17 protein-coding genes and 3 tRNA genes are annotated in these 23,102 nt (G+C 46.7%); 11 read left to right on the top strand and 9 right to left on the bottom strand.

Annotation, left to right across the window (positions count from 1 at the left end; all coding sequences use genetic code 11):
* The 3 genes from DBY97_RS00680 to rfbD form a co-directional block, all read right to left on the bottom strand.
* The gene (locus DBY97_RS00680; RefSeq protein WP_107857118.1) at positions 1-1,011 is read right to left on the bottom strand and encodes a ParA family protein; all 1,011 of its coding nucleotides are present in this window, start codon (positions 1,009-1,011) and stop codon (positions 1-3) included.
* Between the two features lie 88 nt (positions 1,012-1,099).
* A complete protein-coding gene (uvrA, locus tag DBY97_RS00675) occupies positions 1,100-3,946 on the bottom strand; it encodes an excinuclease ABC subunit UvrA (RefSeq protein WP_107857117.1) in 2,847 nt (948 codons plus the stop codon).
* 151 nt (positions 3,947-4,097) lie between these two features.
* Positions 4,098-4,961 carry a dTDP-4-dehydrorhamnose reductase gene (rfbD, locus tag DBY97_RS00670; RefSeq protein WP_107857116.1) on the bottom strand — a complete coding sequence of 288 codons (864 nt, stop codon included), beginning with the start codon at positions 4,959-4,961 and terminating at the stop codon, positions 4,098-4,100.
* Positions 4,962-5,402: 441 nt separating this feature from the next.
* On the opposite strand from rfbD, the gene DBY97_RS11415 reads away from it, so the two are divergent.
* The 4 genes from DBY97_RS11415 (at position 5,403) to dld (ending at position 12,134) form a co-directional block, all read left to right on the top strand.
* Positions 5,403-6,893, top strand: a complete 1,491-nt coding sequence (locus tag DBY97_RS11415) for a calcium-binding protein (RefSeq protein WP_283120751.1) — start codon at positions 5,403-5,405, stop codon at positions 6,891-6,893.
* A 163-nt stretch (positions 6,894-7,056) separates the two neighbouring features.
* Positions 7,057-7,920, top strand: coding sequence for a phosphoribosylaminoimidazolesuccinocarboxamide synthase (locus DBY97_RS00650; RefSeq protein ID WP_107857115.1), 864 nt, complete (start codon positions 7,057-7,059; stop codon positions 7,918-7,920).
* Between the two features lie 233 nt (positions 7,921-8,153).
* Positions 8,154-10,277 (top strand): polyribonucleotide nucleotidyltransferase, encoded by a 2,124-nt coding sequence (gene pnp, locus DBY97_RS00640; protein ID WP_107857114.1) that lies wholly within the window; start codon positions 8,154-8,156, stop codon positions 10,275-10,277.
* Between the two features lie 165 nt (positions 10,278-10,442).
* Positions 10,443-12,134: a D-lactate dehydrogenase gene (gene dld / locus DBY97_RS00635; protein WP_036490674.1), complete on the top strand. Its 1,692-nt coding sequence runs from the start codon at positions 10,443-10,445 to the stop codon at positions 12,132-12,134.
* A 59-nt stretch (positions 12,135-12,193) separates the two neighbouring features.
* Here the strand turns inward: dld and DBY97_RS00630 are convergent, their stop codons facing one another.
* From DBY97_RS00630 to DBY97_RS00615, 3 genes are all read right to left on the bottom strand, one after another.
* Entirely contained in the window at positions 12,194-13,558 is a 1,365-nt protein-coding gene (locus tag DBY97_RS00630) for a sodium-dependent transporter (protein WP_107857113.1), read from the bottom strand.
* Between the two features lie 783 nt (positions 13,559-14,341).
* On the bottom strand, positions 14,342-15,025 hold the full coding sequence (locus DBY97_RS00620) for a 16S rRNA pseudouridine(516) synthase (RefSeq protein WP_107857112.1): 684 nt from the start codon (positions 15,023-15,025) through the stop codon (positions 14,342-14,344).
* A 142-nt stretch (positions 15,026-15,167) separates the two neighbouring features.
* Positions 15,168-15,644, bottom strand: coding sequence for a hypothetical protein (locus DBY97_RS00615; RefSeq protein ID WP_107857111.1), 477 nt, complete (start codon positions 15,642-15,644; stop codon positions 15,168-15,170).
* A gap of 341 nt (positions 15,645-15,985) precedes the next feature.
* On the opposite strand from DBY97_RS00615, the gene dnaQ reads away from it, so the two are divergent.
* The 5 genes from dnaQ (at position 15,986) to DBY97_RS00590 (ending at position 19,444) form a co-directional block, all read left to right on the top strand.
* On the top strand, positions 15,986-16,723 hold the full coding sequence (dnaQ, locus tag DBY97_RS00610) for a DNA polymerase III subunit epsilon (protein WP_107857110.1): 738 nt from the start codon (positions 15,986-15,988) through the stop codon (positions 16,721-16,723).
* Positions 16,720-17,406 (top strand): 2-C-methyl-D-erythritol 4-phosphate cytidylyltransferase, encoded by a 687-nt coding sequence (gene ispD, locus DBY97_RS00605; protein ID WP_107857109.1) that lies wholly within the window; start codon positions 16,720-16,722, stop codon positions 17,404-17,406. Before dnaQ ends, ispD begins: the two co-directional genes overlap by 4 nt.
* A gap of 32 nt (positions 17,407-17,438) precedes the next feature.
* Positions 17,439-17,918, top strand: a complete 480-nt coding sequence (gene ispF / locus DBY97_RS00600) for a 2-C-methyl-D-erythritol 2,4-cyclodiphosphate synthase (protein WP_107857108.1) — start codon at positions 17,439-17,441, stop codon at positions 17,916-17,918.
* A 43-nt stretch (positions 17,919-17,961) separates the two neighbouring features.
* Complete coding sequence (gene rpiA, locus DBY97_RS00595) at positions 17,962-18,633, top strand: ribose-5-phosphate isomerase RpiA (protein ID WP_107857107.1); 672 nt, start codon at positions 17,962-17,964, stop codon at positions 18,631-18,633.
* Between the two features lie 73 nt (positions 18,634-18,706).
* Positions 18,707-19,444 (top strand): thermonuclease family protein, encoded by a 738-nt coding sequence (locus DBY97_RS00590; protein ID WP_107857106.1) that lies wholly within the window; start codon positions 18,707-18,709, stop codon positions 19,442-19,444.
* A 177-nt stretch (positions 19,445-19,621) separates the two neighbouring features.
* On the opposite strand, the gene DBY97_RS00585 is transcribed toward DBY97_RS00590, so the two are convergent.
* From DBY97_RS00585 to DBY97_RS00575, 3 genes are all read right to left on the bottom strand, one after another.
* Positions 19,622-19,712, bottom strand: a tRNA-Ser gene (locus DBY97_RS00585).
* A 63-nt stretch (positions 19,713-19,775) separates the two neighbouring features.
* Positions 19,776-19,862 (bottom strand) — tRNA-Leu (locus DBY97_RS00580).
* A 38-nt stretch (positions 19,863-19,900) separates the two neighbouring features.
* Positions 19,901-19,987, bottom strand: a tRNA-Leu gene (locus DBY97_RS00575).
* Between the two features lie 94 nt (positions 19,988-20,081).
* Here DBY97_RS00575 and rnr point away from each other — a divergent pair.
* Positions 20,082-22,562: a ribonuclease R gene (rnr, locus tag DBY97_RS00570; protein WP_107857235.1), complete on the top strand. Its 2,481-nt coding sequence runs from the start codon at positions 20,082-20,084 to the stop codon at positions 22,560-22,562.
* An 82-nt stretch (positions 22,563-22,644) separates the two neighbouring features.
* Positions 22,645-22,992 carry an ArsC family reductase gene (locus tag DBY97_RS00565; RefSeq protein ID WP_107857105.1) on the top strand — a complete coding sequence of 116 codons (348 nt, stop codon included), beginning with the start codon at positions 22,645-22,647 and terminating at the stop codon, positions 22,990-22,992.
* Positions 22,993-23,102: the final 110 nt, after the last annotated feature.

Raw genomic sequence — 23,102 nt, 5'->3', positions numbered from 1 at the left:
TTAACTCCTAATTTGAGATTTTTCTACTTCTTCTAATAATCTGCCTGCAATCTGATGGAAATATTCCCCTGCATCGCTGACTCTTGAATAATGTCCCCCTACAATGCCATCTTTTGCATTTAAATCAAATATTGGAGCATGTGCCTGTTGTGATAATGGTATAACGCTGCTTAGCGTATGAATTTCACCTAGCTTTGCATTGACAAATGATTTTTCGAATTCTGAACAAAGTTTTTCTAATTCTATATCTTGTTGAGCAATGATTCTTTCAAATGCTGCAACAGGTTGCTTTTCTCCTTCTTTGTACTTTGCCTTGTATTGTTGTCTAACATACCCTAAAAAATTCAATTTCCATAAAATAGGTTGATTATCTTTTAATGAAAACTCATTACCTTCTTCCTCTTTGTAACGTCTTAAAGCTGTTTCAATATCCCTTTTCCAATTTTTAAAGGAAGTTTGAATATTTGAAATAGCCATCATACTAAAAATGTCTGATGATAAAGGCATAATAAAATAATCGGAACTTAATAAAATTGAGCGGTTTAGCGCGCCAAGAGATGGTCCCATATCTATTAATATAAAATCATATGAATTCATTCTATTAAATAATTCTGCCATAGCAAAAGTTGTTTGGAAACCACGAGGGGAACCATTCTTAGTATCCGCCCAATCAGTTGCTATTAAATCTTCTCTAAGAGCTAATTTGGGATGTCCAACAATTAGATCTACTTGAAAGCGCTCACTTCTTATTACTTCAGGATTTTTAGTTGAAAATCCCAAACCTTTTCTAATTGGATCATAAAAACTATCAATATTATTTAAATCATTATTTAATAAAATTTCTTCTAGTTTATTTTCTGGAAGAAGATAAGCAGAAGCATTGCATTGTGGATCAGAATCAATCACTAAAATCTTTTTGTTATATTTTATAGAAAGAGAGGCTGCTAAATTACATAAAAGAGTTGTCTTTCCTACTCCACCCTTATTATTAAAAAAACAAATACTTTTCATAATTGTTAACCTTGGCTTTCAAATTTATTGTATAACTTATTTTAATCATTAAATTTAAAATAAGTTTCTGAAGAGAAATCATTTTTAATTATAGCATTTGTTTCAAATACTTCCCAGTATAACTCCCCTTAACCTTCGCCACTTCCTCGGGACTACCACAAGCAATAATCCTCCCCCCGCCATCACCGCCTTCCGGCCCTAAGTCCACAATCCAATCCGCAGTTTTAATCACATCAAGATTATGCTCGATAATCACAATCGAGTTGCCTTTGCCTTTCAGACGACCTATGACTTCCAGCAGCAGGGCGATGTCGGCGAAGTGCAGGCCTGTGGTCGGTTCGTCGAGGATATAGAGCGTTCTGCCGGTGTCGCGTTTGGATAGCTCCAAGGCGAGTTTGACGCGCTGGGCTTCGCCGCCGGAGAGGGTGGTGGCGGACTGGCCGAGGCGAATGTAGCCGAGGCCTACGTCCATGAGGGTTTGCAGTTTGCGTGATACGGTGGGGACGGCGTCGAAAAATTCGCGGGCTTCTTCGACGGTCATGTCGAGGACTTGGCTGATGTTTTTGCCTTTGTATTGGATTTCGAGGGTTTCGCGGTTGTAGCGTTTGCCGTGGCAGACTTCGCAGGGGACGTACACGTCGGGCAGGAAGTGCATTTCGACTTTAATCACGCCGTCGCCTTGGCAGGCTTCGCAGCGGCCGCCTTTGACGTTGAAGGAGAATCTGCCGACGTTGTAGCCGCGTTCGCGCGAGAGGGGTACGCCGGCGAAGAGTTCGCGGATGGGGGTGAACAGGCCGGTGTAGGTGGCGGGGTTGGAGCGCGGGGTGCGGCCGATGGGGGATTGGTCGACGTTGATGACTTTGTCGAGGTGTTCGAGGCCGCGGATGTCGTCGTATGGGGCGGGTTCTTCTTGGGCGCGGTTGAGTTCGCGGGCGGTGATTTTGGCGAGGGTGTCGTTAATCAGAGTGGACTTGCCGCTGCCGGATACGCCGGTGATGCAGGTAATCAAACCGAGCGGCAATTCGAGGGTAACATTTTTGAGGTTGTTGCCGCGCGCGCCTTTGAGGACGAGCATTCGGTCGGGATTGACGGGCGTACGTTCAGACGGCACGGCAATGGATTTTTTGCCGCTGAGGTATTGTCCAGTAATGGATTTTTCGCATTTGGCGACGTTTTCGGGGGTGTCGGCAATCAGTACGTTGCCGCCGTGTTCTCCCGCGCCGGGGCCCATATCGACGACGAAATCGGCTTCGCGGATGGCGTCTTCGTCATGTTCGACCACAATTACGCTGTTGCCCAAATCGCGCAGGCGTTTGAGGGTGGCGAGCAGGCGGTCATTGTCGCGCTGGTGCAGGCCGATGGAGGGTTCGTCCAAAACGTACATCACGCCGGTCAGGCCGCTGCCGATTTGGCTGGCAAGACGGATGCGCTGGGCTTCGCCGCCGGAGAGGGTTTCGGCGGAGCGGGAGAGATTCAGGTAATCCAGCCCGACGTTAATCAGGAAGCCGAGCCGCTCGGTGATTTCTTTGAGAATTTTTTCGGCGATTTGTTTTTTGTTGCCGTCCAAATCCAGCATTTCAAAGAATTGGTGGGTTTTGGTCAGAGGCCAGGCGGAGACTTTGTGCAACGGTTCGCCGCTGACGTAAACGTAGCGCGCTTCTTTGCGCAAACGTGCGCCGCCGCAGCTCGGGCAGGCGCGGTGGTTTTGGTATTCGCGTAGTTTTTCGCGCACGGTTTCGCTGTCGGTTTCGCGGTAGCGGCGTTCGAGATTGGGGATGATGCCTTCGAAGGCGTGGCTGCGGTTGAAGGTAGTGCCGCGTTCGGATAGGTATGTGAAATCAATGACTTCTTTGCCTGAGCCGTGCAAGACAACTTTTTTGACTTTTTCAGGCAGTGTTTCCCATGCTGTATCCGCATCAAACTCATAATGGCGTGCTAACGATTGAATCATTTGGAAATAGAATTGGTTGCGCTTATCCCAGCCGTCAATCGCGCCTGCGGCTAAGGATAGTTCGGGATGGGCGACCACTTTTTCGGGATCGAAGAAGTTAGTATTACCCAAGCCGTCGCAAGTCGGGCAGGAGCCCATCGGGTTGTTGAAGGAAAACAGGCGTGGCTCTAATTCGGGCAGACTGTACGAGCATACGGGGCAGGCGAAACGCGCGGAGAACCAATGCTCTTCGCCGCTTTCCATTTCCATCGCCAACGCGCGCTCGTTGCCGTGGCGTAGCGCGGTTTCAAAACTTTCTGCCAGCCGCTGCTTGATGTCCGCCTTCACTTTCACGCGGTCGATGACCACGTCGATGTTGTGTTTAATGTTTTTTTCCAGCTTCGGTACTTCGTCAAGCTGATAGACTTCGCCGTCCACGCGTACACGCGCAAAGCCCTGCGCCTGTAAGTCGGCAAAGAAATCGACAAATTCGCCCTTACGCTCGCGCACCGCCGGCGCCAAAATCATCACGCGTGTGTCTTCCGGCAGCTTCAAGACGGCATCGACCATCTGCGATACGGTTTGGCTCGACAACGGCAGATTGTGTTCGGGGCAATACGGCCTGCCGACACGGGCGTACAAAAGGCGCAGGTAATCATGGATTTCCGTAACCGTGCCGACGGTGGAACGCGGATTGTGGCTGGTGGATTTTTGCTCGATAGAAATTGCAGGCGACAGACCTTCGATCAAATCGACATCGGGTTTGTCCATCATCTGCAAAAACTGACGGGCATAGGCGGAAAGGCTTTCAACATAACGGCGTTGGCCTTCGGCATACAGCGTATCAAACGCCAGCGACGATTTGCCGCTGCCTGACAATCCTGTTACCACCACGAGCTTGTGGCGCGGAATATCTAAATCGACATTTTTCAAATTATGTGTACGCGCGCCGCGGATGCGGATGGTGTCATTATCGTGTGAATGTTTGGGATGATGGTTGCACATATTGTCAGGCCGTCTGAAAAATAAAATAAACGGCTATTGTAGCACTTTTCAAATGACAGACTGGATAGATAAAGCATTTGATATAAAAGAAACAAAGAGGCCGTCTGAAAATATGTTTTCAGACGGCCTTTGATACAGATGGATCAGCTTATTAGTCGATTTTGCGGAGAATTTCGCGTAGGACTTTTTGCCAGTCGGACGGTTTGATACCGAATTCGGTCTCTAGGCGTGAGCAATCCATGATGCTGTATGCCGGACGAGGGGCGGGCAGGGGGTATTGTTCGGTGGTGATTGCGTTCAGTTCCGGAATACGGAAGCTGTCGTCTAATTGGTGGGCGGTCTGAAAGATGGCTTTGGTAAATTCGTACCATGTTGCCGATTTATTGCCACAGTAATGGAAGATACCGCGTGGGGAAGTGGGCTGTTGCAATAAACTGATGATGGCATGAGCCAAGTCGCCTGCATAAGTAGGGCAACCGGTTTGGTCGTGAACAATGGAGAGGGAATCACGCTCTTTGGCAAGGCGCAACATGGTTTTGACGAAATTGCTGCCGTATTCGCTAAACAGCCATGAAGTACGGACGATTGTACTTTCCGGATGCGCGGCTAAAGCCAAAAGCTCGCCTGCTACTTTGGATTGACCGTAAGTGCTGCGCGGATTGGTATAGTCGGTTTCGCGGTAAGGGCGTTTGCCTTCACCGTCAAATACATAATCAGTGGAAATATGGATAAAGCGGGCGTGTGCGGCGCGGGCAGCTGCGGCTAAGTTGTGAACAGCGCTTGCGTTGACGGCAAAAGCAGCTTCAGCGTTTTCTTCTGCTTTATCGACGGCAGTGTAAGCTGCGGCATTAACGATGGCATCAGGTTGGAAGTTTTTGATCATGTGATGCACGGCTTCGGTATCGGTAATGTCCAGCGAAGTAGAGTCGGTAGCAATCAGTTCCCAATCTTCGGGCAGGCGGTCGCGCAGACAACGGGCAAGCTGGCCTTTGGCTCCGGTCAATAAAGTACGCATGGTTGAGTATCTCCTCTGATAGCTGTTAAATAGGTGTTCGTGTCATTATAGTGTAAATACGACAAATTCACATTATTGGCGTAGAACAAAATGCGGATGCGGCTGTATTGGGGTAAATTGTCGATATTATCTATCCATAATAATAACCATTTATTGGTATTATGTTTGTTTACTATAACTAGAGTTAAAATTCAGCTTTTAACAAGATAGATAAAGGATCTATGCTGTTTGAGAGAGTGTGAATCAATGTTAATGTTTTTATTGTTGCTAGGATAATGGAATTTAAAAACAGGCGAAACTCCGTCCTTTTATCGGCAAATTCTACCGTTTGATATTTTTGAGTAAATATTTTGAAAAATATTACTAAAATAATAATTGGGCAAGGGCGGATTTGCTCGTTCCGTCAACCCAATATTTTATTAACTTTTGGGAGTAATTATTATGGCATACTGTTACGGGGGGTATTATACTAGACCCCTGGTTAGTTCTTACTGCGCTCCTGCGCCTAAGGCTTCCTACTCTTCTTACTACTGCGCTCCTGCAGCAAAATCTTCTGTTTCTATCGGCAGCATCGCTAGCATTGCCAGCGTCGGCGTGTCAGTAGTTAATGCGGTAACTGGTTTGGTTTCTGCTATTGCGGCTTTCTGCCCACCGGCAAAAACGCCTAACTACAAATGTGTTCCGGTTTGCCCACCTTACAACTGCGATCCAATCAAACCGATCCCATGTCCAAAACCACAACCTAAACCTCAGCCTAAGCCTCAACCAAAACCTGAGCCTAAACCTGAGCCACAGCCAGAACCGCAACCAGAACCAAAACCACAACCAAAACCTGAGCCTAAGCCACAACCAAAACCTGAGCCTAAGCCAGAACCAAAACCTGAGCCTAAGCCAGAGCCAAAACCTGAGCCTAAGCCAGAGCCAAAACCTGAGCCTAAGCCAGAGCCAAAACCTGAGCCTAAGCCAGAGCCAGATTGCAAAGACTGTGTTGACGACCATAACCAAAACAACTCATACGGTCACGAAGACAAAAACCCAGGTAATGTCATCCGAGCCGAAGACTGCAAAGACGGCAACGTTATCCGCGGTACTGATGCTAAAGATACCATTTATGGTACTGCTTGCGAAGACATCATCTACGGTGGCAACGGCACAGACGTAATCTACGCCGGTGCTGGTAACGACACCATTTACGGTGATGCCGACGGTGACTCTCTGTACGGTGAGGAAGGTAAAGACTACCTGCAAGGTGGTGCCGGTAACGACTACCTGAACGGTGGTTCCGGTGCTGACATCATGCGCGGTGGCGACGGTAACGATGTTTACTTCGTTGACAATGCCAACGACCAAGTTATCGAGTACGGCAATGCACAAGCCGGTATCGATACTGTTCGTACCGTTATCGACTACACTCTGACCGATCACGTTGAAAACCTGATTTTGCAAGGTATGCAAAACCTGAACGGTACCGGTAACTCTTTGAACAACAACATCGAAGGTAACGGTGGCAACAACCATCTGTACGGTTTGGCCGGCGACGACTGCCTGGTGGGCAAAGACGGTAACGACTACCTCGACGGCGGTGTCGGCAACGACATTCTGATCGGCGGTACCGGTAACGATACTTACTTCTTCGACAAAGGTTACGGTCACGACACTATCCGTGAAGAAAGCGGTAATGACACCCTGTTGTTCGGTAAAGGCGTTGCAGCTTCTGACGTATTGCTGAGCAAATCTGGTGCTAACCTGACTGTTTCTGTCGGTACTAACGACAGCATCACCATCGACGACTGGTTCACCGGTAACGATCACAAAGTTGAAAACTTCAAGTTTGCTGACGGTAGCACTTACCAAGTAACCGGCCACGGCGACTACTACTCTCTGTCTGCTGTGAACCAAATCCAAGATCAGACTCAGGCTCCTGCCATCTGATAGGATGATGGTTTTTAGGGTTTGTCCCTAAAATCAAAGTCTAAGGCCGTCTGAAACCGAGCTATAAGGTTTCAGACGGCCTTTATTTTGTAAACAATCTGACGAAAGATGCCAAATTGGGCTAAAATACCAAATTCTTCTGTTTACCAAAGAGATACCCGAAATGTCTGAAATCAGCTTGAAAAAAATCTACTCCGGCAAAGTCCGCGATTTGTACGAAATTGACGATAAACGTATGTTAATGGTTGCTTCCGACCGTCTGTCTGCATTCGATGTGATTTTAGATGATCCGATTCCGGGTAAAGGAGAGATTCTGACGCAGATTTCCAATTTTTGGTTTAAAAAACTGGCTCATATCATGCCTAACCATTTCACCGGCCATACGGTTTACGATGTTTTGCCTGAAAACGAAGCTAAAGTTTTAGAGAAACGTGCCGTCGTGGCTAAAAAACTCACTCCGGTGAAAGTGGAGGCCATTGTGCGTGGTTATCTGGCAGGCAGCGGTTGGAAAGATTATCAAAAGACAGGCTCTGTTTGCGGTATTCAACTGCCTGAAGGTATGCAGGAAGCGCAACAGTTGCCCGAAGTGATTTTTACGCCGTCGACCAAAGCTGCAGTCGGCGATCATGATGAAAACATCAGCTTTGAAGAATGCGAACGCATCATCGGCAAAGAGCTGGCGGCGGAAGTACGCGCCAAGGCGATTCAGCTTTATACAGAAGCGGCCGAATATGCGAAATCTCGCGGTATTATCATTTGCGATACCAAGTTTGAATTTGGTTTGGATGAAGAAGGTACGCTGACTTTGATGGACGAAGTGTTGACGCCTGACTCCAGTCGTTTTTGGCCTGCCGACCGATACAAAGTCGGCACCAATCCGCCGTCTTTTGACAAACAATTTGTCCGTGACTGGCTAGAGCAAAGCGGTTGGAACAAAAAAGCGCCTGCGCCTAAAGTGCCCGCCGATGTAATTCAGAAAACAGTCGAAAAATATCAGGAAGCATTGACTTTGCTGACTCAGGATTGATTTTTAAGTTTGAAGGCCGTCTGAATAGGATATGTTTCAGACGGCCTTTTTATTGTATAAATACTGGATTTTAAGGATGGTTGCCTTTATAATCGAGAGTTGTTTTCAGCGCCTTAAAGGCCGTCTGAAAGCTTGTTTATAACCTGCCGCACGGTCTGAAACCCTAACTATGCACATTCGGATTTTAGTGTGCATTATTAGTGTTTTAGCAGTACGGTATTTTGAAAGGAACAATGATGTTCAATAAACACGTTAAGACCTTCCAATACGGTAATCAAACCGTTACTTTGGAAACCGGCGAAATCGCTCGCCAAGCTGCTGCTGCCGTTAAAGTATCTATGGGCGACACCGTTGTTTTGGTTGCCGTTACTACCAACAAAGAAGTGAAAGAAGGCCAAGACTTCTTCCCTCTAACTGTCGATTACCTCGAGCGTACTTACGCAGCAGGTAAAATCCCCGGCGGTTTCTTCAAACGCGAAGGCAAACAAAGCGAAAAAGAAATCCTGACCAGCCGTCTGATCGACCGTCCGATTCGTCCTCTGTTCCCTGAAGGTTTCTACCACGACATCCAAATCGTAGCGATGGTCGTGTCTGTTGACCCTGAAATTGATTCTGATATTCCTGCAATGCTGGGTGCATCTGCCGCGCTGGTGTTGAGCGGCGTACCGTTTGCCGGTCCGATTGGTGCGGCACGCGTGGGTTATGTAAACGGCGTGTACGTTTTGAACCCGACTAAAGCCGAATTAGCCAAATCACAATTGGACTTGGTGGTTGCCGGTACTTCTAAAGCCGTGTTGATGGTGGAATCCGAAGCTGACATCTTGTCTGAAGAAGTGATGCTGGGTGCGGTTGTTTACGGTCACGATCAAATGCAAGTGGCCATTAACGCCATCAATGAGTTTGCCGACGAAGTTAATCCGGAAGTTTGGGATTGGAAAGCTCCTGAAACCAATGAAGAATTGGTTGCAAAAGTACGCGAAATTGCCGGTGAAACCATTAAAGAAGCGTTCAAAATCCGTCAAAAACAAGCGCGTTCTGCCAAATTGGACGAAGCTTGGAGTGCCGTGAAAGAAGCGTTGATTACCGAAGAAACCGACACTTTGGCAGCCAACGAAATCAAAGGCATTTTCAAACACTTGGAAGCCGATGTTGTCCGCAGCCAAATTTTAGACGGCCAACCGCGTATCGACGGTCGCGACACCCGCACTGTTCGTCCGTTGAATATTCAAACCGGCGTATTGCCGCGCACTCACGGTTCTGCACTGTTTACCCGTGGCGAAACCCAAGCTTTGGCGGTTGCAACTTTGGGTACTTCACGCGACGAGCAAATCATTGATGCACTATCCGGAGAATACACCGACCGCTTTATGCTGCACTACAACTTCCCACCATACTCTACCGGCGAGGTGGGTCGCGTAGGTGCGCCAAAGCGTCGTGAAATCGGTCACGGCCGTTTGGCTAAACGTGCGTTGTTGGCCGTATTGCCAGAACCTGAAGATTTCAGCTACACCATGCGCGTGGTTTCTGAAATTACTGAATCCAACGGCTCTTCCTCTATGGCTTCCGTCTGCGGCGGCTGCTTGAGCCTGTTGTCTGCCGGTGTGCCTTTGAAAGCACACGTTGCCGGTATCGCCATGGGCCTGATTTTGGACAACAACAAATTTGCCGTCCTGACCGACATCTTGGGCGACGAAGACCACTTGGGCGATATGGACTTTAAAGTAGCCGGTACAACCGAAGGTGTGACCGCGCTGCAAATGGACATCAAAATCCAAGGTATTACCAAAGAAATCATGCAAATCGCTTTGGCTCAAGCCAAAGAAGCACGTTTGCATATTTTGGATCAGATGAAAGCCGCCGTTGCAGGTCCACAAGAGCTGTCTGCACACGCGCCACGCTTGTTCACCATGAAAATCAACCAAGACAAAATTCGTGATGTGATTGGTAAAGGCGGCGAAACCATTCGTTCGATTACTGCTGAAACCGGTACTGAAATCAACATCGCTGAAGATGGTACTATCACTATCGCTGCGACTACTCAAGAAGCAGGCGATGCAGCGAAAAAACGTATCGAAGAAATCACTGCCGAAGTGGAAGTGGGCAAAGTGTACGAAGGTACTGTGGTTAAAATCCTCGACAACAACGTTGGCGCGATTGTCAGCGTGATGCCGGGCAAAGACGGTTTGGTACACATCAGCCAAATCGCCCACGAGCGCGTACGCAATGTCAGCGACTACCTGCAAGTAGGTCAGGTTGTGAATGTAAAAGCATTGGAAGTGGACGACCGCGGCCGCGTACGTCTGTCTATCAAAGCTTTGCTGGAAGCGCCTGCTCGCGAAGAGAAAGCAGCCGAATAATCTGATTATTCAAGCTTGAAACAAAAGGCCGTCTGAAATTTTCAGACGGCCTTTTGTTTATTTAAAAGATGAGTTTAAAAAACGGGTTTTGCCTTTACTTTGATAAAAGGGATTACTACAATGCTTGCAATTTAATAAATATATTCATCTCTCAAGGAGTATGCAATGAATGCTACACAATTAATCAGCCGGCTGACGCAAACCGTCGGTGAAAAATACATCATCACAGACCCGGCAAAAACCGAACAATACCGTCAAGGCTACCGTTTTGGCGAAGGCAAGGCGCTGGCAGTTGTCCGTCCGGGTACGGTATTGGAAATGTGGCAAATTTTGCAGGCGTGTGTTGAGGCTGATGTTATCGTGATTACGCAGGCTGCCAATACCGGTTTGACTGGCGGCTCGACTCCTGACGGCAATGATTACGACCGCGATATCGTGATTGTAAATACCATGCGTCTGAACATCATTCAGCCAATTAATAATAACGAACAAGTTGTCTGCCTGCCTGGTTCTACCCTGAATCAATTGGAACTGCTGCTGAAACCTTTAGGCCGTGAGCCGCACTCCGTGATCGGTTCGTCCTGTATTGGCGCATCTGTATTGGGTGGCGTATGTAATAACTCCGGCGGTGCATTGGTACAGCGTGGCCCTGCTTATACGGAAATGGCGCTGTTTGCACAAATCAACGAAGAGGGCAAGCTGGAGCTGGTCAACCATTTGGGCATTGATTTGGGAGAAACCCCTGAAGAAATTTTGACCAACTTGCAAGGTTTCCATTATCAGAAAAAAGACATTGTTCAAAATGCAGGCAAAGGGCATGACCATGCGTATTGCGATCATGTCCGCCAAGTGAATGAACCGACTGCCGCCCGTTTTAATGCCGACCCTGCGCGTCACTACGAAGCATCAGGTTGCGCGGGCAAGCTGATGGTGTTTGCCGTACGCTTGGATACGTTCCCACAAGAAAAACAGACTGCCGTTTTCTATATCGGTACAAATGATATTAATGAGCTGACCGATATTCGTCGTGCTGCTTTGAGTGAGTTTAAAAACCTGCCTATTTCCGGTGAGTATATCCATCGTCATGCTTTTGATATTGCTGCCGTTTATGGTAAAGATACTTTTTATATCATTAAGACGTTCGGTACCCACCAACTTCCGAAACTGTTTGATCTGAAAGCCCGTGTGGATAGATTCAGCAAAAAGATAAGTTTCTTACCAAAACACTTCTCTGATAAATTCATGCAACTGATCAGTAAGATTTTGCCCGATCACTTGCCGAAGTCTATGCGCAACTATCGGGATAAATATGAACATCACCTGATTTTAAAAATGGGTGGCGAGGGCGTAGAAGAAGCGCGTGCTTTCTTGAAGGAATATTTTGCAACCCATGGCGGCGCATTCTTTGAATGTAATGCCGAAGAAACGCAGGCGGCCATGCTGCATCGCTTTGCTGTGGCTTCTGCCGCGATCCGTTACCGTTCTGTACATGATGATGAAGTAGAGGATTTGGTTGCACTCGATATCGCCTTGCGCCGTGATGATCGTGATTGGTTTGAAACACTGCCGCCTGAAATCGACAATAAAATCATCCATAAATTGTATTACGGACATTTTATGTGTCATGTGTTCCATCAGGACTACATCATTAAAAAAGGCAACGACTGTATGGCTTTGGAACATGAAATGCTCCATTTGCTTGACCAACGCGGCGCGCAATATCCTGCCGAGCATAATGTCGGTCATCTGTATGAAGCCAAGCCTGAGCTGAAACAGTTCTATAAAAAACTCGACCCAACCAACAGCTTTAACCCCGGTATCGGTAAAACCAGTAAGAAGAAAAACTGGGCTGAATAAAGCATAGTCAAACAAAGGCCGTCTGAATTTTTCAGACGGCCTTTTTATATGCTTGCTTATCAGAACAGGTTGCTGATGAAAATCAGCAAAATCACCAACGGCACGAGATATTTCACATAGGCAAACCAAATATTGACCGTCGTATGGTTGCCTTTATAAAGCAATTCGTCCTTCGCTTCATCTTTCATCACGAAGCCGACAAACAAGGCTGAGCCAAGCGCGGTCAGCATAAACAGGATGTTGCCGCTGATGTAGTCAAAGGCATCAAAAATGTTTTTACCAAACACGGAAATATCTTTCCATGGGCCGTAGCTCAAGATGGACGGGATATTGCCGAAGATAAAAATACCTGCCAGTACGATGGTAATCGCAGCTGCGCGGCGGATTTTGGTTTTTTCCTGAATGGTTGTAATCAACACTTCATAAATGGTCAGAGAAGTGGTCAGCGCGGCAATCAGAAGCAGTGAGAAGAAAATTACTGCAAACACGGGGCCTGCCCACATATTGGAAAACACGATCGGCAGGCTTTGGAATACCAAAGTTGGGCCAGAATTCGGGGCAACGCCAAAGCTGAAGAGGGATGGGAAAATCATAAAGCCGGCCAACACGGCAATCAAAGTGTTGGTAATTGCGGTAATTACGGCCGTCTGAACCAGATTTTCGTTTTTATCCAGATAGCTGGATAACGTAATCATCACGCCGAAACCCAAGCTCAAGGCGAAGAATACTTGACCCAAAACGAAGACGAACAGTTCGGCCGTAATTTTGCTGAAGTCAGGTTTCAGATAGAAGGTAATGCCTTCCATAGCGCCCGGCAGAGTAACGTTGCGCACAACCATCGCAATCAGGAATAAAAACAGCAAAGGCATCAGGTATTTTGCCGCTTTTTCAATACCGCCGATAACGCCTTTGACCAAGATCCATTGGTTCACAACCACAAATAGGAAGGTGTAAAACGCAATTTCCCAAGGGCTGTTTTCGATGTGTTCGGTAAAGAAACTTTTGGTAACTTCGCCGGAAACAGGGCTGGAAATATCCAAATTACCGCCGATGATATTGACGATGTAGCTGATAACCCAGCCGCCGAGTACCATGTAATAGGCCATGATGCCGAATGCGCCGAGCAGGCCCATCCAACCGACTGCTTTCCAAACTTTGGCAACAGGTTTGCCGTTCATTGAGCCGCCGAACGCATCCAGCGCGTTCACGCCTTTACGGCGGCCGATGACGTTTTCCACCAAAATCATCGGAATACCGATGACCAGCATGGCGATACAGAACAGAAACACATACGCGCCGCCGCCGTTTTCACCGACCAAATACGGGAAACGCCAAGTTGCGCCAAAGCCGACAGTCGCGCCGGCAACGGTAAGGATGTAAGTCAAACGGTTGGACCAGGTTTGACGGGGTTGATTGGAAGACATAAATACTCAGATGCATAAAAATAAAGACAACATTTTACAGCAAAGATTTAACGAATCTTGACTAAAGTCGGAAAAGAAAATTAGTTAAAAAAACCATGTAATAAAGAATTTTTAGTGGATTTATCTGGTTTACTTGGTATTGAAACCTGGAAACAGAGAATTTGGCTGAAGCGATATGAATGATTGAAAGAGCCGTAACGATAAAGACCGTCTGAAAAGTGGGATATGGGAAAGGGTTATTGTGAGGATATTGGATAGTACTAAGGTGTGCTTTTAAGTATGTCGGCAACAAAGATGGTATTTATCTAAAGGCTGTCTAAATAACATTCTGTAACCCTAGCTTGGATAGTTGCCGATAGTTTTTCTTTCTATAAAACGATTTGTCTGAAATTGGAACGGCACAGATTGATGCGGAAGAGACAAGAAAGAGAAAAGGGATAATGGCAAGTTAATGAGTAGAGATGGGGTTTGGCAATGATGGCTTTTTTAGATGAGAAAGGCCGTCTAAAAGTACATTCGTTAGGTTGCCAAATTTTAGATAAAAAAAACCATCTATACTAAGGGGAAAGTATAGATGGCCAAACACATTACGGGGAAAACGTCTTACTCACTTACTCACTTCTTTCGAAGCAAGTGTTACTCAGACAGGCGAATTATACAATAGTTCAGTCTTTACAGTGTTAAATTTCGTTAAATAAAAATAACAAGGTTTAGATATTTGATTTTAAATAAATAAAAAATCTATATTGTTTAAAAAATGATCGAAAAAATTTGGAATTTTTTTTAGATTTGGATGAATTTCCATTCTCCTGCGGCCAAATCATCGACATTCCAGTCGCCGAATTTCTCACGGTGGAGCTGCTCGACACGGTTGCCTGCGGCTGCAACCATGCGTTTGACCTGATGGTATTTACCCTCGGTAATGGTCATCATCAATGTGGTTGGGACGGCTAATACTGCTTCGGCTGCGGCGACGGTTTCATTATCGTCATGCAGGAGGACGCCGTTTTTGAGTGTGGTGCAAAGGGTATCGTCGGCAGGATGTTTCAAAGTGACGCGGTAGAGCTTCGGAACTTTGTGTTTGGGCGAGGTAACGCGATGGTTAAATTGTCCGTCGTTGGTAATCAGAATAATACCGGTTGTGTCTGCATCCAAGCGGCCGACTGCCTGCATATCGATATTGCGCATGTGGTCGGGAAAAAGGCTGAAGATGCTTGGATATTGCTGAGGTTTGTGCGAAGTCTCGTAATCTGCAGGCTTATGAAGCAGAATGTAGAAATAGGGCATGGGGACGGCGGCAATTTCTTCGCCGTCAACAGACAGGGTGTGCACTTGAGACGGGTCGATATCGTCTTTGGCACGATTATAGATTTCGCCGTTGATGGCGATGCAGTCATTATCTATCAGCCATTGGCATTGCTTGCGGCTGCCGAGGCCTTGTGATTGGATGTATTTGAGCAGTTGCATGGTTGAAAAGTAGGAAATGTTCAGACGGCCTTTATTGTACTGGAAAACCGGTGTTTAGGTCGTCTGAAAAGTAGGGGCAAAAAAATCGCCCCTTTAAAATGTTAAGGGGCGCAAAAGGAACACAAACCACTACCAAAAACTGTTACAGGGCAAATTCTCCTATTTGATGTGTTGCCGGATAAAGTGCTTTCATCAAGTCATGTGGTGAAAGCGAGAAATCTTTGCTGTTTGTCGTCAGACGGCCTTGCTGCGGCGTCAACTCAAGCAATCGGGCGTTTGCCGACTGGATAAACTTGTTTTTCGTGCGCTGCATTTTTCTTTGCAGGGCGGAAACAACGCGGTTGTACAGACTGTCCTTTTGCTTGACTTCGCGTGTATCGGCAACCCAGCTCAAGCGTGTATTGCCGTCTTCATCTTCAATCAGCAGGATACCGGTTTCTGATTGGGGCGATTTGCCCATACAAGGGAGCCAAACATAATATCGGCCATCTAAAGTAATGAATACTGAGTCGTGTACTTCGCACTCATCGCAACATTTGGTGGCGATTAAAGAGCGGATGGCTTGTTGGTGCAGTCTCAGAATATCAAGGGAGACTTGCTTAAAAATACTTTCGGGCATTTTCTTCTCCTTTCATTCTGTTGTGCGGTTGTTTTGTTTCGATGGGTTGTATTATACGGCGATTTTTTAAATTTGCAAATGATAATTGTTCCTATTATTTAATTTATACGTAAGATATTAATTATTAAAGAAATTAAATTTAAAAAATTTTGTAGAAATTGGATTTTCTACTCAAAATTGGAGTAATAGATGGCCATTGGATGAAAAAAGAATAAAGGCCGTCTGAAAAAATCCAGCTATAAAAAGGTATTTCAAAAGCAGCTAAAGTTTTGCTGACTATACATTTCAGACGGCCTTCAGTATGATTCAAGGCGTTTTGATAATTGCAGAAACCACCAACCATGAGCCAACGTCAGATTATCCTCGATACGGAAACCACGGGTCTTTATCCTGAAAACGGCGACCGTCTGGTCGAATTTGCCGGCTTGGAAATGATCAACCGCCAAATGACCGACTCCAACCTTCATTTATATGTCCACCCCGAACGCGATATGCCGGAGGATGCGGCGAAGGTGCATGGTTTGACGATTGAAGTATTGGAAGCGAAGAATGCGCCGCCGTTTGCTCAAGTGGGTAAACAGATTGCCGACTTTATTCGTGGTGCAGAGCTGATTATCCATAATGCTAAGTTTGATGTCGGCTTCCTGAATATGGAATTCCGCCGCATGGGTTTGCCTTCTATTGAGGAACTCGGTTGTAAAGTGACCGATACGCTGGCCATGGCGCGTGAGATGTTTCCGGGACAAAAGGCGAGTTTGGATGCGTTGTGTAACCGCTTTTCCGTTGACCGCAGCAAACGGGTCTTGCACGGCGCGCTAATCGACTGCGAGCTTTTGGGTGAAGTCTATCTTGCCATGACGCGTCAGCAGTTCGATCTGATGGGCGGCGAGACGGAAGAAGAGGGCGAAGTCAAACAAACCGTTATTGCGGAAACCAAACGTACGTCGCAGTTGAAAGTCATCAAAGCCAATGCGGACGAGCTGGCCGCACATGAAAAATATTTGGACGATTTGGGCGAAGTGTGTGTATGGCGCAAGGCCGAAACTTCTGATGAGGCTAATGCGGGAGCGTCAGCATGATGTGTCGCAATATCGCTTTGATTCCTGCTGCCGGTGTGGGAGCGCGATTTGGCGCAGGAAAACCCAAACAATATGTTGAAATCAATGGTAAAACCGTATTGCAACATACCATAGAAATCTTTGAGCAACACTCCCGCATAGATTTAATTGCCGTTATTCTTTCGCCGGAAGATTCGGTTTTTCAGACGGCCGTTTCTGAGAAAGTACGCGTCTTTCGAGTAGGCGGCGCAAGTCGTGCCGAAACGGTACGCAATGGTGTGTCCGTTTTATTGGAGCAAGGTTTGGCTGAGGCGCAAGACAATATTTTGGTTCATGATGCCGCACGCTGTTGCCTGCCTCCTGAAGCGCTAACGCGTTTGCTTGATGAGGCGGGTGAGAATGATGAAGGCGGTATTTTGGCCATACCGGTGGCCGATACGCTCAAGCGGGCAGACGGCAGTCATCATATTGATGAAACCGTTGCGCGCGCAGGGTTATGGCAGGCGCAAACGCCGCAGCTTTTTCAGACGGCCTTGTTACACCGTGCTTTATCGGTTGATGATTTAAGTGAGATTACGGATGAAGCGTCAGCGGTTGAAAAACTGGGTATCCGGCCGCGCTTGGTGCAGGGCGATACGCGCAATTTGAAATTGACGCTGCCGCAAGACGAATACATTGTCAGATTGTTGCTCAAAGCCGTCTGAACAATCAAAACCCATTATTTAAGGAAACAAACATGAATATCCGTGTCGGACAGGGCTACGATGTCCATCAGTTGGTTGAAGGACGAGATTTGATACTCGGCGGCGTCAACATTCCGTTTGAAAAAGGATTGCTGGGTCATTCCGATGCTGATGCGCTTTTGCATGCGATTACAGATGCCCTCTTGGGTGCGGCCGGTTTGGGCGATATCGGCAGCCATTTTCCTGATACTGCCGCCGAATTCAAAGATGCTGACAGCCGTGTGCTGTTGCGCGAGGCTTATCAAAGCGTGCAGGCATTGGGTTGGAAGGTGGTTAACGTCGATGCGACTGTGATTGCGCAAAAGCCAAAACTTGCGCCGCATATTCCGTCAATGCGTGCCAATATTGCCGCAGATTTGGGTTTGCCTGAAAACTGCGTGAACATCAAGGGTAAAACCAACGAAAAACTTGGCTATCTGGGACGTATGGAAGCCATTGAAGCGCAAGCGGCAGTATTGCTGATTAAAGCCTAAGAGCTTAAAATTACTTTATTATTCAAACCGAAAGACTGACAACATGGCAACTCAAGACGAACTCAAACGCATTGCCGCCGAAAAAGCGGTGGAATTTGTTCCTGAAAACGAATACATCGGTATCGGTACCGGCTCGACCATCAACTTCTTTATCGAAGCTTTGGGTAAAAGCGGTAAGAAAATCAAGGGTGCCGTGTCTACTTCTAAAAAATCCAGCGAGCTTTTGGCAAAATACGAGATTCCTGAAGTTTCACTGAATGAAGTGATGGGTTTGGCAGTTTATGTTGACGGCGCAGACGAAGTTAACCACGCGCTGCAAATGATTAAAGGCGGCGGCGGTGCGCATTTGAGCGAAAAAATCGTGGCTAGCGCATCCGATAAATTTGTTTGTATCGCCGATGAAAGCAAATATGTTTCCCGTTTGGGCAAATTTCCATTGCCGGTAGAAGTGGTTGAAAATGCCCGTTCACTGGTGTCGCGCAAATTGCTTGCCATGGGCGGACAGCCTGAGTTGCGTGTCGGTTATACCACTTTCTATGGCAATCAAATCGTTGATGTTCATGGCCTCAATATCGACCAAGCCCTGAAAATGGAAGACGAAATCAACAAAATCACCGGCGTACTTGAAAACGGTATTTTTGCCCGTGATGCCGCCGATGTGTTGGTTTTGGGTACGGCAGAAGGCGCAAAAGTCATCCTGCCTTGTCAGGATTAATGGAGATTAATCAATCTTAAAGGCTGTCTGAAAGTACATCAGGTCTTTCAGACGGCCTTCAATTTGGCAAAATATGCAAATCAGTAAAATTATAAAATGGTTGCCCGTTGTTTTATCCGTGTTGGGTGCACTTGGTTACAGCTCACGCGATACCGAGTTGATTCGTACAGGGGTAAGCGTTGCTGCAACATTGGCACAAGGCGACAATATCGGTTTAGAAAAGGTTAATGAATGGCTGGGTGAAAATGTCGTCAAAGCCACATCTGACACCAAAGCCGAAGTTAAACCCAAACCGGAGCAAAAACAAAAGTCATCGCGACAATCCTACACATACAACGGAAAAATCATCAAAATCCATGATGGCGATACCATACACATTATCGATAGCGACGGCAGGAAACACAAAATCCGCATGGCCTATATCGATGCACCGGAAATCAACCAGGCTTATGGTACGCAATCACGAGACAATCTGATTGATGCAGCATTGAATAAAAAAGCCAAAGTCCGCGTGTTTGAAGCCGACCATTACCAGCGCGAAGTTGCCCAAGTATCAGTCGGCACGATTGACCTGAATTTGATGCAGATACGGGATGGCGCTGCATGGCATTATGAAAGTTATGCCAAAAAACAACAAAGTAAAACCGCTTACACCGACTATTCGGCCGCGCAAAAACAAGCCAAGGAAAAGCGTAAAGGCTTATGGAAAAAAGACAATCCGCAAGCGCCTTGGCAATTTCGCCGTCAAAATCACGAGCAGCAGAACGGCAATAAAAAGCAGTCTGATAAACAATGGTTTGGGATTTGGTAGGTTTTAAGAGAGGCCGTCTGAAAACTTTCAGACGGCCTTTAATCATTAAGGTTTAGTATAAGATAAGAATGAGTGGCAGGTTTCTGATTAGAGGGTAATAGAAATAAAAGTGTGGTGTAATATTTTTAAGAAGGGCAGATATGAAAAAAGACACCGTTAGCTGGTGTCTTTAGTATCTGGCAGAGAGGAAGGGATTCGAACCCTCGATACGCTATTCACGTATACACGCTTTCCAGGCGTGCGACTTAAACCACTCATCCACCTCTCTGTGGACTATTACCCTGACTTGTTATTCAGAATAATGTGAAAACTTGACTGATTGATTTATCAGTGGTGCCCAGGAGAAGACTCGAACTTCCACACCCGTGAGGATACTAGCACCTGAAGCTAGCGCGTCTACCAATTCCGCCACCTGGGCAATTTAAATTTTCTTAAGCAAAGAAGCACCAAAATATTTGGTGCCCAGGAGAAGACTCGAACTTCCACGCCCGTGAGGACACTAGCACCTGAAGCTAGCGCGTCTACCAATTCCGCCACCTGGGCTTTGCTTTATTCTTCAATTTAAGGTAGAGTTGACTACCTGAACTGCGAAGAAGCAGCTATTATATATTTTAAAAAAAGAATGTCAACTATCAAAATGAACAAAAATACTAAATCTTTAAATTTACGAGAAAAAGACCCATATTTGGAGCGGGAGAAACAACGTTACGCTCATCCGTTGCCCAGCCGTGAATGGGTTATTGAATTATTGGAACAAAAAGGTGTGCCGACAAAAATAGAAGCTTTGGCACATGAATTGTCGATTGCAGAAGATGAATATGAATTTTTCGAACGCCGTCTGAAAGCGATGGCGCGCGATGGTCAGGTGTTGATCAACCGACGTGGTGCGGTATGTGCGGCAGAAAAATTGGCATTGGTTAAATGCCGTGTCGAGGCTCATAAAGACGGCTTTGGTTTTGCCGTGCCGCTAACGCCGACAGGCGAGGGCGATTTTATTTTGTATGAGCGTCAGATGCGCGGTGTAATGCACGGGGATATTGTTACCGTTCGTCCTGCCGGTATTGACCGCAGAGGCCGTCGTGAAGGTACGGTTTTGGATGTGGTGGAGCGTGCGCAGTCTAAAGTGGTCGGCCGTTTTTATATGGATCGCGGCGTGGCTATTTTGGAAGCCGAAGACAAGCGTTTGAGCCAAAGTATCGTGCTGGAACCTGAAAGCGTGGCGCACTTTAAACCGCAATCCGGTCAAGTGATTGTGGCTGAAATTGAGACGTATCCTGAAGCGCATCGTCCTGCTGTGGCTAAGCTGATTGAAGTGTTGGGCGATTATGCCGACAGCGGTATGGAAATCGAAATTGCTGTACGCAAGCACCATTTGCCTCATCAATTCAGCGAAGCATGTGTCAAAGCTGCGAAGAAAATTCCTGATCATGTGCGTAAAACCGACTTGAAAGGGCGCGTGGACTTACGCGATTTGCCTCTGGTAACCATTGACGGCGAAACTGCGCGGGACTTTGACGATGCGGTTTTTGCTGAAAAAGTCGGCCGCAATTACCGTTTGGTGGTGGCGATTGCCGATGTCAGTCATTATGTCCGTCCTGATGACGGAATTGATGTAGATGCTCAGGAACGCAGTACCAGCGTGTACTTCCCACGCCGTGTGATTCCGATGTTGCCGGAGAAGTTGTCCAACGGTATCTGCTCGCTCAATCCTGATGTCGAACGCCTGTGTATGGTATGCGATATGGTGATTACCTATGCCGGCAATATCAAGGAATACCGTTTCTATCCGGCAGTAATGCGTTCGCATGCGCGACTGACTTATAATCAAGTTTGGGATTGGATTTCAGACGGCCGGGATCATCCGTTTAAACAGCAAATCGATACTCTGTATCAGTTATTTAAAATCTTGCAGAAAAAACGTTTTGAGCGTGGCGCGGTTGAGTTTGAGAGCGTTGAGACTCAGATGATTTTTGATGACAACGGTAAAATCGACAAGATTGTTCCCGTCGTCCGCAACGATGCGCACAAGCTGATTGAAGAATGTATGTTGGCAGCGAATGTTTGCGCGGCAGAATTTTTGCTGAAGAACAAACATACGGCTTTGTTCCGCAATCACTTGGGCCCGACCCCCGAAAAACTGGCCACTTTACGCGAGCAGCTTGGTTTGCTGGGGCTGAGTTTGGGTGGCGGTGATAATCCGACGCCGAAAGACTATGCTGCGCTTGCCGAGCAATTCAAAAAACGTCCAGACGCGGAATTGTTACAAGTAATGATGTTGCGTTCTATGCAGCAGGCGGTTTATGAGCCGCATTGCGACGGTCACTTTGGTCTGGCTTATAGCGCATATGCACACTTTACTTCGCCTATCCGCCGTTATCCAGATTTGACGGTCCATCGTGCCATTAAGGCTGTATTGAACGGACAAACTTACCAACCCAATAAAACCTGGCAGGCTTTGGGCGTGCATACCTCTTTCTGCGAACGCCGAGCCGATGATGCCAGCCGCGATGTGGAAAACTGGCTGAAAACTTATTATATGCGCGACAAAGTCGGCGAAGTTTTCAGTGGCAAGATTTCGGGCATGACCAGCTTCGGTATTTTTGTAACCTTGGACGATATTCATATCGACGGCTTGGTACATATCAGCGATTTGGGAGAGGATTATTTCAACTTCCGTCCTGAGATTATGGCAATTGAGGGCGAGCGTAGTGGTGTCCGTTTCAATATGGGCGATACGGTTACTGTAAAAGTCGTGCGTGCCGATTTGGATACCAGCAAGATTGATTTGACCTTAATCAGCGGCGGTTCAGTCGGTAAGAGACGCGGCGGAAGAAAAGCGAAATCTGTGAGTAAGCCGACAGCTGCTGACAAGCCTGTCGAAAAGCGTAAGCGTAAACTTTCGGCTAAAGAAATCGATGAAGCGTTGGCTGCTCCCGTGAAGGCAAAGAAGGCCAAGGTAAAAAGTAAACCTGCTTCCAAACCGGCCAAGCCAAGCAAACCTAAAGCCGCAGGTAAGAAAAAAGCGCAGGCGAAAACAGCCTCTGTTAAGGCCGGGCGTAAAAATAACGCTCAAGGCAAAAGCGTGAAGATTAAAGTGAAGAAAGCTGCTAAGAAATAAGTAGCATTCAATTCAGGCCGTCTGAAAGGTTTCAGACGGCCTGAATTTGTGATTTCATGAATAAAACTTAAGGATAAATAAGATGATAAAACTATACGGTATTCCCAATTGCGATACGGTTAAAAAAGCGCGTAGTTGGTTGGCGGAAAATGGAATTGAGTTTGAGTTTGTAGATTTTAAGAAAAACGCCCCAACTGCTGATTTGATTGATGGCTGGCTGGAGCAGGCAGCTTTGGAAATTTTGCTTAATAAAAGAGGTACGACTTGGCGCAAGCTGGATAAAGATGCGCAAGAATCTGCCGCCACAAAAGAAGGTGCGATTGCTTTGATGGTGGAGAATCCCAGCATCATCAAGCGGCCTGTGTTGGTCAAAGAAGGGCAGGTTCATGTCGGATTTTCAGTAGAAGCGTATCAGGAAATGTTCGGATAAGGCATTTTTAGGTTTTTAGGCCGTCTGAAAAAGCAAGCCTTGAAAAAATACGTTACAATACGCGCTTTGAGCCTGTTTTCAGGATTTTAAGATTTTTGCGGCAGCATTTT

It is taken from the genome of Neisseria subflava (assembly GCF_003044645.1).
Taxonomy (GTDB): Bacteria; Pseudomonadota; Gammaproteobacteria; order Burkholderiales; family Neisseriaceae; genus Neisseria; species Neisseria subflava_B.
This window is presented reverse-complemented; position numbering and strand designations above follow the sequence as displayed.

Excerpts from the sequence above, each read along its gene's own strand:
- DBY97_RS00620 (WP_107857112.1), bottom strand. The coding sequence starts at position 15,025 with ATGCAACTGCTCAAATACATCCAATCACAAGGCCTCGGCAGCCGCAAG.
- rpiA (WP_107857107.1), top strand. The coding sequence starts at position 17,962 with ATGGCAACTCAAGACGAACTCAAACGCATTGCCGCCGAAAAAGCGGTG.
- ispD (WP_107857109.1), top strand. The coding sequence starts at position 16,720 with ATGATGTGTCGCAATATCGCTTTGATTCCTGCTGCCGGTGTGGGAGCG.
- DBY97_RS00590 (WP_107857106.1), top strand. The coding sequence starts at position 18,707 with ATGCAAATCAGTAAAATTATAAAATGGTTGCCCGTTGTTTTATCCGTG.
- dld (WP_036490674.1), top strand. The coding sequence starts at position 10,443 with ATGAATGCTACACAATTAATCAGCCGGCTGACGCAAACCGTCGGTGAA.
- DBY97_RS11415 (WP_283120751.1), top strand. The coding sequence starts at position 5,403 with ATGGCATACTGTTACGGGGGGTATTATACTAGACCCCTGGTTAGTTCT.
- DBY97_RS00565 (WP_107857105.1), top strand. The coding sequence starts at position 22,645 with ATGATAAAACTATACGGTATTCCCAATTGCGATACGGTTAAAAAAGCG.
- uvrA (WP_107857117.1), bottom strand. The coding sequence starts at position 3,946 with ATGTGCAACCATCATCCCAAACATTCACACGATAATGACACCATCCGC.
- DBY97_RS00615 (WP_107857111.1), bottom strand. The coding sequence starts at position 15,644 with ATGCCCGAAAGTATTTTTAAGCAAGTCTCCCTTGATATTCTGAGACTG.
- DBY97_RS00630 (WP_107857113.1), bottom strand. The coding sequence starts at position 13,558 with ATGTCTTCCAATCAACCCCGTCAAACCTGGTCCAACCGTTTGACTTAC.
- DBY97_RS00650 (WP_107857115.1), top strand. The coding sequence starts at position 7,057 with ATGTCTGAAATCAGCTTGAAAAAAATCTACTCCGGCAAAGTCCGCGAT.
- ispF (WP_107857108.1), top strand. The coding sequence starts at position 17,439 with ATGAATATCCGTGTCGGACAGGGCTACGATGTCCATCAGTTGGTTGAA.
- dnaQ (WP_107857110.1), top strand. The coding sequence starts at position 15,986 with ATGAGCCAACGTCAGATTATCCTCGATACGGAAACCACGGGTCTTTAT.
- pnp (WP_107857114.1), top strand. The coding sequence starts at position 8,154 with ATGATGTTCAATAAACACGTTAAGACCTTCCAATACGGTAATCAAACC.
- rfbD (WP_107857116.1), bottom strand. The coding sequence starts at position 4,961 with ATGCGTACTTTATTGACCGGAGCCAAAGGCCAGCTTGCCCGTTGTCTG.
- rnr (WP_107857235.1), top strand. The coding sequence starts at position 20,082 with ATGAACAAAAATACTAAATCTTTAAATTTACGAGAAAAAGACCCATAT.
- DBY97_RS00680 (WP_107857118.1), bottom strand. The coding sequence starts at position 1,011 with ATGAAAAGTATTTGTTTTTTTAATAATAAGGGTGGAGTAGGAAAGACA.